Raw genomic sequence first — 13,067 nt, 5'->3', positions numbered from 1 at the left:
TGCGGCCACGGGTTGCTTTACGGATCAGGCGGCACAGTATTCCTTCCGCTCGCAACATAGTCCGAATATGAAAGCAGTCATGAGGGATAGTTTCAGCGACGACCTTATCGCACTTCTGCCGAACCTCAGGCGGTTCGCGCTGTCGTTGTGCAGGCGCGGGGACGTTGCCGACGACCTGGTGCAGATTACCGCCGAACGCGCCTTTGCGGCCCGCAATCGGTTCGATCCGGCCTCACGGCTCGACGCGTGGCTCTTCCGCATCCTGCGCAACGCCTGGATCGATCATGCGCGGCGCACGACAACTCAAGGCGTGACGGTCGACATACACGATACGCCTGAAGCTCTGGTAGTGGACGGCGTTCAGCATACGGAAAACGTTCTCCTGCTGCGCAAGACCGAACGTGCCATGGCCGAACTGCCCGACGATCACCGCGAGGTGATGATGCTCGTCTGCGTGGAGGAGCTGAGCTATCGCGAGGCGGCCGAAGTGCTTGGCGTGCCGATCGGAACCGTGATGAGCCGTCTGGCCCGTGCCCGACTGGCGCTGGCGGAAAAGGTGGGAATAAAGTGATGTACAGGACGTTAGGCCCCACAAGAGACGAGAAGGGTATCGATCATGGGGATCACTGACGAAATGCTGATGGCCTATGCCGACGGCGAGCTTTCGGCCGCCGAGGCCGCCGAGGTGGAGCGTGCGATGGCGGCGGATGAGGCGCTGGCCGCAAGGGTGGCGCTTTTCGCCGACAGCAAAGCGGCTGTCCGGCGCGCCTTTGCGGCACCTCAGCCGGTTTCTGCAAGCCTCGAAGCCAGGATCAGGGCGATGGCCGAAACCGACGCGGCACAGCGGCAATCGCAGGTGCCGCAAAGCAACGTCATCGATCTTGCCGCACGGCGGCGTGTGGTGCCGTTCTGGCAGATGCCAGCCGCGGCTGCGGTCGCGCTGGTAATCGGTGCCGGCAGCATGTGGCTGGTGACCCAGGATGGGCGCGGGGCCGGCGGGCTGGAGGTCGCGGGCCTGAGCGATCCGGCGATCATTGACGCATTGGGCAAAGTGCCATCAGGCGAGCGCGTGGCCCTGGGCGAAGGCACGGAATTTGCTGCGATCGCCACATTCCAGGGTGGCGAAGGTGAGCTCTGCCGCGAGTTTGAACATGATCGGGCTGGTGGCGCCACTGTGGTGGCCGTCGCCTGCCACGCAGATCAGCGCTGGGACGTGCGGTTTGCGATTGCCGCGGCGGCGGCCGATGCCGAAGGGTATGCGCCCGCCTCGTCGCTCGATACGCTGGATGCCTATCTTTCGGCGACAGATGCGGGTGCGCCGCTTTCGGCAGAAGACGAGGCCGCAGCTCTGGGTGCTCTGGACTGAGGCGGATTACAAGCGGATTTCACGATAGTGAAGGCCCCGCTCTTGCGGGGCCTTTTCGTTTTATCGCAACACGTTACGCATAAAGGACGCAATTTTTTGCCTGCTTCGGGAATATCCACCCGCCCTGCCCGTTATCCCTGTGCAGTCAACGATGACTGCTTCACACAATGAAGGAAACCGCTGATGAAAACCCTTTCCAAAATCGCAACTGTCACCTTCATGGCAACCTCCTTTGCCGCCCCCGCGCTGGCGGACGACCAGGACGGCAAGTTCTGGAAGAAGCTTCTGATCCAGGTCGATGATGACGGGTCGGACAGTAATTCGAATTCGAACAGCAACTCCAACAGCAATTCGAGCTCGAATTCCAACTCCAACTCCAACAGCAACTCGAGCAGCAACAGCAACTCGAATTCGAACTCGAACAGCAACTCCAACAGCAACTCCAACAGCAGCTCGAACTCGAACTCGAACAGCAACTCCGACTCGGACGGCGACTCGGACTCGGACGGCGACGACGACTGATCGCCTTACGAGTTCTGCTCCCTATCGGACGCCGGCCCTCAGGGGTCGGCGTCTCTTTTTCATCCAAACCCAGATGCTCTTGCGCCCTGCAGAAAGCCCCAGCGACAAAACGAAAAGGCCGGGGTCAGCAACCCCGGCCTTTCACTCGTATCAGGCTGCGCTTAGCGCTTGGCGCGGGCTTCGGTCCGGTACCAGCCGGTCTTGGCCATGGTATTGCGCAACACGCGGACCCGATCTTCCGCCTCGGCCTTCGTTTCGGCCCGGATCTCCGTCTCGACCTCGGCGACATCACGGCGGAACGGGATCACCTGCACGATGGGTGAGCCTTTTTCGATCACATGCAGCCCGTCCGGCCCGGTCGCGAAGAACGGGAAGTGGATCGGCGAGCGGTAGGTGTCGGTGTCGACCACGCCCGAGATGATCTCGAAAATCCCGTTTGGCCGGTTCATCGGGTTGATGAACAGGCAGCTCCACCCCGGAGGCGTGACGATGGTCCAGTAGTTGTGAAACTTGCGCGGCGGGCGGTTGCCCCACGGGTTGCCCTTCACCTGGTGCATCCCGTGGTTCGACACCATGGTGCGGTCGAAGTCCCAGCCCGCCTCCATCACGGCGCCGTTCTCGCGGATCTCCATCCGCACGGTCGCTGCCAAGGGGATGATCCAGCCGGTGGTCATGGCGTCCAGAAACGGCATGCAGCGCTTGACCGTCAGGCCGGTGTCGTTCTTCGCCAGCTTGGTCTCATCAACGGCGGAAAGCTTGCGGAACCAGTCCGGCAGATACGCCTTGGCCGGAACCGGTGGTGCAATGATATCCTTGTCTGCAGGCTCGCAGAGGAACTGCAGAAGCGGTTTGGTGCGGAACAGGCCCATCGGAATCTCCATCTTGTTGAGGTTATCCCTGGAATACGTTCAGGCAGCACCGCTATTCCCACGGGACCTGTTTTCTGCCGCCAGTATCGGCTCTCATCGGCAACCTGCTGAGGGCCGTCAGCGTCTACGCACTCTGCTCTTCGGCGCCAGGCTTCCTCGGCGTCGCAGGGCGGCTCTTGGCCCAAGAAGCAGTTGCCGCAAGGCTTGCAGGCATCCGGACGCTCCGCGCTTTCTTGCACAGCTTCTGCACAACATGACATGCGCATCTGCACGACCTGCCGCGAAAAAGGCGGCATGGAACAAAGACGCGACACTCTCCTCTGGATCGGCCTGGCAGCTGCGTCGGCGCTGCTGGCGCTTGAACCCCTTCGCTGGCTCTTTGTCAGCTGGCTCGATCCGTCCTACCAGTCCTACGGTGCCGTCTATTGCATCGTTCTCTTCGGGCTGGTTGGCCTGTCGCTGAAAAGCTCGACCCCGGACGGGCCACCCGCGACCACGCTCGCTTTTGGCCTGTTCTTTGTTGCTGCTGCCATTCGGCTCGCGGGCCAGGTGCTGGCGATCAATGTTCTCAGCGCGCTGACCTTGGCGCTTGATGTCTTTGCCCTTGCAGTCATCCTGCAACTGGACAGACGGAAGTTCGCGCTGTCGCCGGGGTGGCTTGCCCTGTTCTTTCTCTTTGCACTGCCACTTGGGCCGATCCTGCAAAGGGTTGCGGGATTTCCGCTGCAAATGGCCTCGGCCGATCTGGCCTGCCAGATGCTGACCCCTTTCTTCGGCGACCTGATCTGCGAGGGAACGCGGCTGCGCGTCAATGGCATCGATGTGCTGGTGGATCTGCCGTGCTCGGGCGCGTCGGGTTTGCTGCTGATGGTCAGCCTTTGGACATTCGTGAATGTCTGGTACCGGCCGAGGTTGCTGCCCGCGCTTGTCGGTGGCCTGATCGCAGTCGGTCTCAGCCTTGTGGGAAACGCGCTGCGGATCAGCCTGCTTGCAGGTGGTCTGGCGGTCGGCATCGACACAATGGAACCGACCCTTCATGCGGCGATCGGCCTGGCCATGCTGGCGGCGGCGGCCTTGCCGTTCCTGCTGGTCTATCGCCCGGCTGCAAAAGCCCCAAGGCGGGCTCCACACGGCACCCGGCGGATTCATAAGGCCCTGCGCGGCCCTGCGATCCTGCTTGCGCTGATCACCGCACTTGCGATCACGAACGCCCCGCGGCGTCCGGTGGACCTGTCTGCTCCGGTCGCTGCCGTTCAATTGCCGATGCAGCTTCTAGGCGAACGCGGGACGCCAGTCGTCCTAACCGCAGCCGAAGAGTACTACTTCACGGCCTATGGCGGGACGGCGCAGAAGATGCAGTACGGGCCCCTTGGGCTTAACATCGTGCGGACGACGTCGCCTCTGCGCCACCTTCATTCCCCGGCAACCTGTCTTCTGGGCATGGGCTACAGTGTCCGGTTCCTTGGCACCCGTTTCGACCCGCTGCCCAGTTCGGTCTATGAGGCGACCGGACCTGACGGGCGCGTCTGGAACGTGGAAGTCAGCTTCGTGTCGGATGACGGCCATCGGACCGCCAGTGTGGAAGAAGCTGTGTGGAGCTGGCTGAATGGCTCATCGCGCAGCTGGCAATCGGTGCAGCGCATCACGCCAAAATCTCTGCCCCACGACGACCGGATTTCCTTTGAACGTGCTGCGCTTGCAGCGCTCGACCTTTGAAACTCATGAGGATCATCATGCGACTATCCCTGCTTTTCGTACCGCTGTTCAGCCTTGGCATCGTGGCTGCAGCGCCAGCCTACACCCAGAGCCTTGATGACATCGCCGGGCGGGTCATGGCCGAGGTGGATGGCGTCCCCCAGGCGCTGCCGATGCTCGACAGCCATGTCAGCGTCAACATCGAGGGTGACATGGCCACTGTCGAGATCACCCAGCGCTTCCTCAACACGGCAAAGACGCCGGTCGAGGCGGAATATCTGTTCCCCCTGAACGGGCTTGCCGCAGTCTACGGCATGGAAATGCGCGTCGGCGACGAAATCATCCAGGCAAAGATCAGGGAGAAAGTGAAGGCAGAGGAAGAGTTTCATCAGGCCGCAAAGGAAGGCAAAGCCGCCGCCCTTCTGACCCAGCACCGGCCCAACATGTTCACACAGCGCATTGCCAACCTCATGCCCGATCAGCCGATCGAGGTCACCCTGCGCTATGTGCAGATGGTGCCAAAGATCGACGGCCAGTACGAGCTGGTGATCCCCCTGATCGTCGGCCCCCGCTATGAAAGCGAACCACCGGCTCCGAAGAAAGAGGACGTGTCTGGCCCCAAACCCGAGCCCAAACCCGAGAACGTCTGGACCGTCAGCGACGTGCCGGCCTATCCCCCGGTTGCTGGTCTGGATTTGCCGGACACGTTCACCGCCGAGCGGGTCTCGCTTGACCTGAAGCTGGTTGCGGGGGTCTCCGTCTCCGATTTCGGCAGCATGACCCATCCGCTCACCGCCCAGGTCACGGCCGATGGGTTTGACGCCCGGTTCGCTGACGGCAAGGTCCTTGATAACCGCGATCTGGTTGTCCACTACAAGCTGGGCGGCGACGGGCTTGAGGTTGCAACCCTGTCGCACACGGATGCGCGCGGCGGGTTTGTTTCGCTGATGATCGAGCCGCCCGCAATTCCCGATGAAGCTTCGGTCACCCCGCGCGAACTTGTGTTCGTGCTGGACACCTCCGGCTCGATGGAGGGCTTGCCGATGGAGGCCAGCAAGCGCTTCATGGACGCCGCGTTGAAGGGACTGCGCCCGGACGACTATTTCCGCATCATCCCCTTCGCCATCGAAACGCAGGAGTTTGCCGCTGATGCAGTGCAGGCCACGCCAGAGAATATCCGCACCGGGTTGGCCTATGTGAACGGCTTGCACGCAGGCGGCGGGACCGAGATCGACAACGCCATTCGCGCAGCCTTTGCCACCGAACAGCCGCCTGAGACCATGCGGATCGTCGTCTTCCTGAGCGACGGCTATATCGGGGACGAGGCGACCGTCCTGAAGACCATTCATCAGCAGATCGGCGAGGCACGGATCTATGCCTTCGGCATCGGCGACTCGGTGAACCGCTACCTCTTGGACTCCATGGCCGAAGAAGGACGCGGCTATGTCCGCTATGTCGGCGTCGACGAGGATGCCGAAGACGTCGCGGAAACGCTGGCGGCTGACCTGAAATCTCCGATCATGACAGATCTTTCCATTGACTGGGGTGGGCTTGAGGTCACCGACGTCACGCCCAGCCGTCTGCCCGACCTCTTTGCAGGTAACAGCTTGCGGATATACGCCCGGCACAGCGGCGATGGCGAGGCTGTGGTGACGCTCAAGGGACTGGTCCAGGGGCGGGAAGCCGAAATGCCGGTGCGGCTGACGCTGCTTGCTTCGGAAGGCGAATCGGCGCTGCCCTTGATCTGGGCTCGCAACATGATCGCAGACCTTACCCGACGGATCGCCGTGGGCGAGCGTCCTGATGAAGCCAGCGCGGAAATCACCAAACTTGGGCTGGAGTTTTCCTTGCAGACCCAGAACACCTCTTTCGTGGCGGTGTCCGAGAAGGTGGTGAACACGTCCGGGCAAGCCGCCAGCCCGACGCGCGTCGCCATGCCGATGGTTTCCGGCATCACCGAGGCGGCCTATCCGAGGGGCTTCTCCGGTTCGTCCACGCCCGAGCCGCAGGCCATCCTGGGCTTTCTGGTCCTGGCAGCAATGACCTTTCTGGCCATGCTTAGAAGGAGGGTGTGAAATGCATGGCTTGCTGGACAAATCCCAACCAAGTTGCAAAAGCATAGCCATGAAAGCGCGCATCCTCATCGTCGATGACGACCCGCACATCCGCGACGTGGTGCGCATTGCTGCCCAATCCGCTGGGCTTGAGACAACCGAGGCGGCAAATGGCCAGCTGGCATTGGTCCATCTGCACAGAGAGAAGATCGACCTTGTCGTGCTGGACATCGGAATGCCCCAGATGGACGGGTTTGACTGCTGCAAGGAAATCCGGACCAGGTCCGATGTCCCCATCCTGTTCCTGACCGCTCAGGACCAGGAGGTCGACCGCGTCCTGGGGTTTCAGCTCGGAGCCGATGATTTCGTATCCAAACCCTTCAGCCCAAGGGAACTGGTCCTGCGCATCAAGGCGATCCTTGGTCGCGGAAAGCCCCGGAAGGATGCGGTCCTGAAGTGCGGGGTCCTGGAAATGGACCCCGCGCGCCACATCTGCCGCGTTTCGGGGCATGAGGTCGATCTCACCGCGACCGAGTTCACCTTGCTCTCAAGGCTCCTGGCACATCCTGAACAGGTCTATGACCGCACCCAGCTTATCGACAGCATCTACGGGCCGAACAACATCCTGTCAGGCCGGACAGTCGACAGCCATATCCGGAATATCCGGGCGAAAGTCGCGGAATTCGGATGCAACGATGTGATCGTCACAGTCTACGGCGTCGGGGTGAGGCTTGGCGCATGCGGCCAGTGAACACTGTCCAGCGGAAGTGGCGACCTTCCCTTACCATGGTGGTGGTGCTGGTCTGCGCCGCACTGATCTCTGTGCCGCCACTGGCTCTGCTGGCGGCCCGCCTCACCTCCAACCAGTTTGTTCGCGAAACCGAACAGTCGCTGATCCACCAGGCCGCCATCTATGCGGAAATCTACGCCACGATTTTTGCTGAACTGGAGGGGCCACTGGTCGGAACCCCGCTGAACGAAGACCAGAAGGAGCACTGGAACGCAAACCTGCATCCAGAGCTTTCCCGTCTGAACGTGCGGACCGATCCGGTCCTGCCCGCGCGACCAGACGGTGAGGCAGTGGCAGAACCGCTCGACAGCAGGTTCAGCCTGATCGCCGAGCGTCTGATCCCCATCTCACGGAAGGCGCGGAAGACCACCTTGGCCGGTACCGTGTTCCTGGACTACAGCGGCCGGGATCTGACCTCTGCCGGAGCGCCGTCGCTCGCGGCACTTCCAGAGGTCCAGACCGCCCTGAACGGGGACATTGGCGCGGCACTCCGAGCGCGCGGCGACGAATACCAGCCCCACCCCCTGTCGTCGCTAAGCCGCGATACCGGCTATCGGGTCTTTCTGACCTATCCCGTAATCGTGCAGGATCGGGTCATCGGCGTCGTCTATTTGTCCCGAACCCCAGTGAGCCTGGGAAAGTTCCTGTTTCAAGAGCGGTATGCGCTGCTGATGATGCTTGCATCGACCGTTCTTGCGGCGGCCGTGATCGGCCTGATGTTCGTGAGACTGGTTTCTCGGCCGATCTATGGGCTTCGTGACGAGTCGCGCGCAATCGCTGCGGGCAGAAAGTCGAACTGGACCCCATTGCCGCACTACGGTCTTCGCGAGCTTGCCGAACTCGGTGACAGCGTCTCGACCATGGCCGGGACGTTGTCCCGACAGTCGCGCGAAATGTCGACCTATACGGACCACGTCACGCATGAACTCAAATCTCCGGTCACGGCCATCATCGGTGCGGCCGAGCTCTTGCAGGACAACGCGCTTGACGAAGTCAACCGGGCGAAGCTTCTGGGAAACATCGAAACCGAAGGGCACCGGATGAGCAGCATGCTGAGTCGCCTACGGGAAATGACGCGCCTGCGTTTCGACCACGAAGGTGAACCGGGCGAACTGGCGCGGATGCTGCCCAGGCTCGATGGCCTTAAGGTTGTCATGGATGCAGCAGAAGGCAGCACGCTTCCGTTGTCGGAGGAGCACGGCAGGATCATACTGCTGCACATGGCCCAGAACTCCCGCGCCCACGGTGCCAGCGAGCTGCATGTAGATTATGCTGATCGGGTCCTCACCGTTTCCGATGATGGTGGCGGGGTTCCGGAAAGCAACCGATCCCGCGTCGCGGAACCGTTCTTCACGACAAGAAGAGAAGAAGGCGGCACTGGCATGGGGCTCACCATCGTCGCGGCGATGCTGGAGGGCTACAAGGCAACGCTGGAATGCCTTCCCAGTGAAAGCGGCGCAGTTTTCGCCATTCGTTTCCGAGACGCCAGTTAAGCGTCGGCTGGGGGGCAGGTCGTTACGGTCGCCGCAGATGCCAGTCCTGAAGCGGACGTCGTTGCCAAGCGTGTCAGTTTTGCCCGGCCCCGTGGTCCAGCCCGAGGGAGTCACTCCAGATCAACCCGCCCCCCTTGCCAAGCCCACACAGCAAGATTTTTCGACGCCAGGATCTGGCATCATACTCCGCCTGACATCGCCGCCTTCCTTTCCAAGACTGGCTTCGGCCGGTCTCTTGCTTTGTCGAAAGGGCTCGCAAAGCGCCTAGAAATTGTAACCAAAGTGGACGGCTTCACGACCAAAACCGATCCTCGTCGACCATGTTTCAATGGGTCAGGAAGAGCCTGTGCTCATCATTCGTGACCAGCGACACAAAGAGATTCACGAAGACGCAGCTGGAGAGTGAAGAACCGGCCGCGCTTTTGGCACGGCCGGTCCGGGTCTTCTTGCTGACCTTACCGCCGACGGCGGCGGTCGGTCTTCCAGACGGGCGGCACGTCGCCCGCCATGATGCAGCCGTAGGGGTCGATGCAGTCCACCACCTCGGCCAGACCGTAGTCGCCGATCTGGCGGATCACCGTATCGGCCTTCTTGTAGCTGGACGGCAGCTCCGAGGCATCGATCCCGCCGCAATGGAAGCGGATGTCAAGGCCCTTCGTCTCTGACGCCAGCATCTGATCCGGCGTCACCGACCCCATCCGGCGCTTGTGTTCGGTACGCGAGAAGTTGCGACCGGCGCCGTGCGGGGCGAACCCCAAAGCGTGATCAGCGTTCTTCCCCCGTGCCACCAGCACCGGCTGGGCCATGTTCAGCGGGATCAGCGTCAGGCCGGTCGCGTCATCGGCATACCCGTCCCAGGCCGGGGTCGCCCCCTTGCCGTGGTAGAAAAGGTCACCGCGCCGGAAGACGAAGTTGTGCTCGTTCCAGTAGCGGTCGCCAGGGTTTGCCCGCAGCTTCTCCACCACCGCCTGATGCAGCGCGTTGTGGTTGGCCTTGGTCCAGCGCCGGATGATCTGCAGCGCCTCCCAGTAGTCGCGGCCCTCCTCAGTGTCGGCCGGGATCCAGGCGTTCTGTTTCAGCGTCCCAGGCGAAAGCTCGCTCCGGAAGCGCTCGGCAACCTCCATCCCGTATTTGTACAGAAGACCCCCCGGCCCGCGTGAGCCGTGGTGGGTGACCATCGCCACCCGGCCAGTCGCCCGCGACCGGCCGATGAACAGGAAGTGGTTCCCGTCGCCTTGCGTTCCCATATGGGCCTGCGCGGCATGGATCATCCGGCCGTCCTTCAGGAACGGGTTCTCGCGGAACTGGTCCAGAAGGTCGAGCGAGACGGTGTAGCGGCTCCCCTGCTCACGCCCGCCGGGGCCGAAATGGGTGCTTGCGCTGGCGGCATCCAGGGCGGCTTTCGGGTCGACATGGCCAAGATCGGTGATCATCACCGAGCAGCAGATGTCGGCCGAATGCATGCCGGGATGAATCGCGTTTCGCGCCGCAACCACTCCACCGACCGGAATCGTACCCAGCGGCCCTGCGGGGCAGGCGTCGGGCATGATCGAACCAGCGACGGCAGTCGGGGTTTTCAGCACCTCGACCATGGTGGCCATGACATCTTCCAGGTTTTTCTGCTCGTCGGCATCCTCGGCCGCGATGTTCACATGCAGCGGGACCGCTCCAGCGGGCTGCGGCTGCAGAACGGGCGGCGGAGGCGGCGGCAGATCGGCGGCCAGAAGGCTGCGAACCGCATCCAGATCGGCCCCGCCAGCCAATGCGGCATTGGCGCGGTCGATCAGGGCAGGGTAGGCCGGGCCGGGGCGATGGCCCCAGGCTTTCAGGTGGTCCCCGGTGATGGGGGTGATTGCTTCGGTCATCATCTCATCTACTCACATATTGGTCCCCGGCGACAAGGGTTTGGCGACACAGTCGTGCTCTATCCAGCTGAGCTACGCACCCGGATGGGCGCGGCGGGATTCGAACCCGCGACCACGAGCTTCGAAGGCTGTAGTGCCACCAGCATTCGCCGGGGTATTGTTGGGTCCGGGGGACAAGGGTCTGGGCAGATCTCGACAGGTTGGAGCTGTAATCCGCCCGGCATTCCCCCGGGATATTCTGGCTGAAGGGGAAGGGCTCGAACCTTCGACCCACGGGGTAACAACCCGCTGCTCTACCGACTGAGCTACCCTCCATCAAAGCCAGGGCGACAAGAGAGAAGAGACTTTGCGATCCGTCCCGAAGCCGGGCCGGCATGTGGGGTTTGCTGCCCCCCGGATCGCGTCTGTGGTGCTGTAGTCCCTTCGGCATTCGCCCTGGTGTTCTGTTCCTTCGGTCCCGGCGACAAGGCGGGGCAGGACGTTTCACTGAGCTACACGCAACTGCGTGGCAGGGGTTGAACCCGCGACCTCCGGTTTCCCGGCGCTCTGACCTGTAGTCCTGCCGGCATTCGCCGGGTGTTTCTCCTTTTCATGGTCCCGGCGACGAGGGTTTGGCGACACGTTGCTTGCGCTCTACCAGACTGAGCTACGTGCCCGAAGGCACGGTGGGATTCGAACCCACGACCACAAGATTAGCTGTAGTGCCGCACGGCATTCGCCGGGGTATCGGTGCCCCGGGCGCGAACGCCCGGGGAATAGTCAAAGGCTCACGGCCTTGATCTGGCCAACCCAGTGGTCGGGCCCCATTCGCCCTTCGGCGAAATCGGCGATCTGGCCGAAGACCGCGTCCGAGAAGCCGCCGATGTTCAGCACGTCTTCCCGTTCCGCCGCCTGCGACGTCCCGTAGGGCTGGATGTCGATGCAGACGAGTTTCGCATGCCCGTTGCGGGCCTTGAGCTTCGTCCACTCCGCCATCATCCCCGTTGCCTGCCCACCCTGGCGGGCATCGACCCAGGACTGGTTGTCCGAGACGAAGATCACCAGGTCGGGCGCCTCACGCGCCTTGTTCAGCGCCGCAAGCGGAGCCGAGCAGTTGGTCCCACCCCCACCCAGCGCCGCGAGTTTCTGGGCGTTGGTCAGGATGGTATCACGCGCCTGAAGCCGGGCCTCGCGCACGTCGAACTCGAAAGGCAGGACACGCGCAGACGGGTTCTTGCGCAGCACAGCCGCCGCGACCAGCGCCGCCACGTCGATGCAGCGCACCGCCGAGGTTGCCCCCGGACGATACCCCGTCACCGGCGAGGACATCGACCCGGACACGTCCGGGCAGACCGCGACCGAGCCTTTCAGCTTCGGCACGTTGGCGACCGAAGCCTCCATCGCGTCGTGCAGGGCATCGCCAAGGCGACCGTCGAGCGCTGGATCAAGCGCCCGCAGCGTCGCCAGAAGCTGATACGGCAGCGCCTTCGCGGCCCGGACACGACCCGGATCGCGCAGGACATCCGCCACATGCTCGACCACGCCGCGAACCTTGAAGGCCCCCTTGCGATGGAACATGTTCAGCCCCTGCCGCAGCATCTGCCAGGAACCGCGCTTGGCGACATCAGCCCATTGCTCGGGCGTCAGCGCCAGGTCGGTCAGCATCTGGAACGGCACGTCCGGCACCACCGAGGTATCCCCGGCGCGGAACGCCATCAGGTCGCGCACCGCCTGCGGCAGGGCCGCAGCATCGGCAGGCTTCCCGATAGCCCAGGCATAGAACGCCGCCCGCCCGGCCGTCTCCGGCTTGGGGTGAACCATCCGGATCACATCAGCCAGCGACGGGTCGTTCCCGACCATCGCCGACATCAGCGCCGCATCCGAGGCCGCGTTCAGCCAGCCCTGCACCATCGCCTTCGGACGCGACCCAAGCGACTTGCGCCCGGTCTGTCCGGAACGGACGATCTGCACGAAGGTCCGCAGCATCTTGCCCGAGGTCACGACCTTCGGGAAAGCGGCCGCAAAAAGCGCCGGGTCGCGGCTGGCAAGAGCGGCCAGCAGCAGCGCAGGCGTGTCCTTCATGTGGCCCTTCTCACGGACATGAACCGCGGTCTTGGCCAGGAACAGGGGCTCGACCGCCTCAGCAGCGGCCAGCAGAGCCGTGACTTCGGTCTGGGCGTCTTGGTAGAAGCCGCCCCCGACCGTCCCGGTCATGGCGAGTTGCGCCAGCTTGTGTTCTGCCCCGTAGGCATAGGCCTTTGCGCCTTCCGCGTTCAGGGTGGCTGCCTTTGGCATCAGCCGACCCTTCAGCGACGCAAACACGGATTTGTTTGCCATGATCTTCATCCCTTTGTTTTCGCAGGACCTTTGTGCAGCGAAACCCTCGGAGTAGGAAGGAAATGTCAGAACTCATCTATCTATTTGAAACATATAG

The 13,067-nt window shown here is 62.8% G+C and carries 10 protein-coding genes and 1 tRNA gene; 7 read left to right on the top strand and 4 right to left on the bottom strand.

Features of this window, described 5'->3' with window-relative positions:
* The 3 genes from ACRCSW_RS04885 to ACRCSW_RS04875 form a co-directional block, all read left to right on the top strand.
* On the top strand, positions 1 to 571 hold a 571-nt coding region (locus ACRCSW_RS04885), incomplete at its 5' end, for an RNA polymerase sigma factor (RefSeq protein ID WP_438703067.1).
* Positions 572 to 616: 45 nt separating this feature from the next.
* Positions 617 to 1,366 carry a zf-HC2 domain-containing protein gene (locus tag ACRCSW_RS04880; protein ID WP_438703065.1) on the top strand — a complete coding sequence of 250 codons (750 nt, stop codon included), beginning with the start codon at positions 617 to 619 and terminating at the stop codon, positions 1,364 to 1,366.
* A 183-nt stretch (positions 1,367 to 1,549) separates the two neighbouring features.
* Positions 1,550 to 1,888 (top strand): hypothetical protein, encoded by a 339-nt coding sequence (locus tag ACRCSW_RS04875; RefSeq protein WP_438703064.1) that lies wholly within the window; start codon positions 1,550 to 1,552, stop codon positions 1,886 to 1,888.
* A 161-nt stretch (positions 1,889 to 2,049) separates the two neighbouring features.
* On the opposite strand, the gene ACRCSW_RS04870 is transcribed toward ACRCSW_RS04875, so the two are convergent.
* Positions 2,050 to 2,757 carry a DUF6065 family protein gene (locus ACRCSW_RS04870; RefSeq protein WP_438703062.1) on the bottom strand — a complete coding sequence of 236 codons (708 nt, stop codon included), beginning with the start codon at positions 2,755 to 2,757 and terminating at the stop codon, positions 2,050 to 2,052.
* A 294-nt stretch (positions 2,758 to 3,051) separates the two neighbouring features.
* On the opposite strand from ACRCSW_RS04870, the gene xrtT reads away from it, so the two are divergent.
* From xrtT to ACRCSW_RS04850, 4 genes are read left to right on the top strand one after another with little or no spacing between them, the layout of a single operon-like run.
* Entirely contained in the window at positions 3,052 to 4,473 is a 1,422-nt protein-coding gene (gene xrtT / locus ACRCSW_RS04865; RefSeq protein WP_438703060.1) for an exosortase T, read from the top strand.
* Between the two features lie 17 nt (positions 4,474 to 4,490).
* Positions 4,491 to 6,527 (top strand): VIT and vWA domain-containing protein, encoded by a 2,037-nt coding sequence (locus tag ACRCSW_RS04860; protein WP_438703058.1) that lies wholly within the window; start codon positions 4,491 to 4,493, stop codon positions 6,525 to 6,527.
* 49 nt (positions 6,528 to 6,576) lie between these two features.
* Positions 6,577 to 7,257, top strand: a complete 681-nt coding sequence (locus tag ACRCSW_RS04855) for a response regulator transcription factor (protein ID WP_438703057.1) — start codon at positions 6,577 to 6,579, stop codon at positions 7,255 to 7,257.
* Positions 7,245 to 8,789, top strand: a complete 1,545-nt coding sequence (locus ACRCSW_RS04850) for a histidine kinase dimerization/phospho-acceptor domain-containing protein (RefSeq protein ID WP_438703055.1) — start codon at positions 7,245 to 7,247, stop codon at positions 8,787 to 8,789. Before ACRCSW_RS04855 ends, ACRCSW_RS04850 begins: the two co-directional genes overlap by 13 nt.
* A 455-nt stretch (positions 8,790 to 9,244) precedes the next feature.
* Here ACRCSW_RS04850 and ACRCSW_RS04845 read toward each other — a convergent pair whose 3' ends face one another.
* From ACRCSW_RS04845 to ACRCSW_RS04835, 3 genes are all read right to left on the bottom strand, one after another.
* The gene (locus ACRCSW_RS04845; RefSeq protein WP_438703054.1) at positions 9,245 to 10,654 is read right to left on the bottom strand and encodes an RtcB family protein; all 1,410 of its coding nucleotides are present in this window, start codon (positions 10,652 to 10,654) and stop codon (positions 9,245 to 9,247) included.
* A 239-nt stretch (positions 10,655 to 10,893) separates the two neighbouring features.
* A tRNA-Asn gene (locus ACRCSW_RS04840) sits at positions 10,894 to 10,969 on the bottom strand.
* A gap of 444 nt (positions 10,970 to 11,413) precedes the next feature.
* A complete protein-coding gene (locus tag ACRCSW_RS04835) occupies positions 11,414 to 12,970 on the bottom strand; it encodes a vWA domain-containing protein (RefSeq protein ID WP_438703052.1) in 1,557 nt (518 codons plus the stop codon).
* Between the last annotated feature and the right edge of the window lie 97 nt (positions 12,971 to 13,067).

Origin of the sequence: Tabrizicola sp., from assembly GCF_051645465.1 — a bacterium.
Taxonomy (GTDB): domain Bacteria; phylum Pseudomonadota; class Alphaproteobacteria; order Rhodobacterales; family Rhodobacteraceae; genus Tabrizicola.
This window is presented reverse-complemented; position numbering and strand designations above follow the sequence as displayed.

Excerpts from the sequence above, each read along its gene's own strand:
- ACRCSW_RS04880 (WP_438703065.1), top strand. The coding sequence starts at position 617 with ATGGGGATCACTGACGAAATGCTGATGGCCTATGCCGACGGCGAGCTT.
- ACRCSW_RS04850 (WP_438703055.1), top strand. The coding sequence starts at position 7,245 with ATGCGGCCAGTGAACACTGTCCAGCGGAAGTGGCGACCTTCCCTTACC.
- ACRCSW_RS04860 (WP_438703058.1), top strand. The coding sequence starts at position 4,491 with ATGCGACTATCCCTGCTTTTCGTACCGCTGTTCAGCCTTGGCATCGTG.
- ACRCSW_RS04835 (WP_438703052.1), bottom strand. The coding sequence starts at position 12,970 with ATGGCAAACAAATCCGTGTTTGCGTCGCTGAAGGGTCGGCTGATGCCA.
- ACRCSW_RS04870 (WP_438703062.1), bottom strand. The coding sequence starts at position 2,757 with ATGGGCCTGTTCCGCACCAAACCGCTTCTGCAGTTCCTCTGCGAGCCT.
- ACRCSW_RS04855 (WP_438703057.1), top strand. The coding sequence starts at position 6,577 with ATGAAAGCGCGCATCCTCATCGTCGATGACGACCCGCACATCCGCGAC.
- xrtT (WP_438703060.1), top strand. The coding sequence starts at position 3,052 with ATGGAACAAAGACGCGACACTCTCCTCTGGATCGGCCTGGCAGCTGCG.
- ACRCSW_RS04875 (WP_438703064.1), top strand. The coding sequence starts at position 1,550 with ATGAAAACCCTTTCCAAAATCGCAACTGTCACCTTCATGGCAACCTCC.
- ACRCSW_RS04845 (WP_438703054.1), bottom strand. The coding sequence starts at position 10,654 with ATGACCGAAGCAATCACCCCCATCACCGGGGACCACCTGAAAGCCTGG.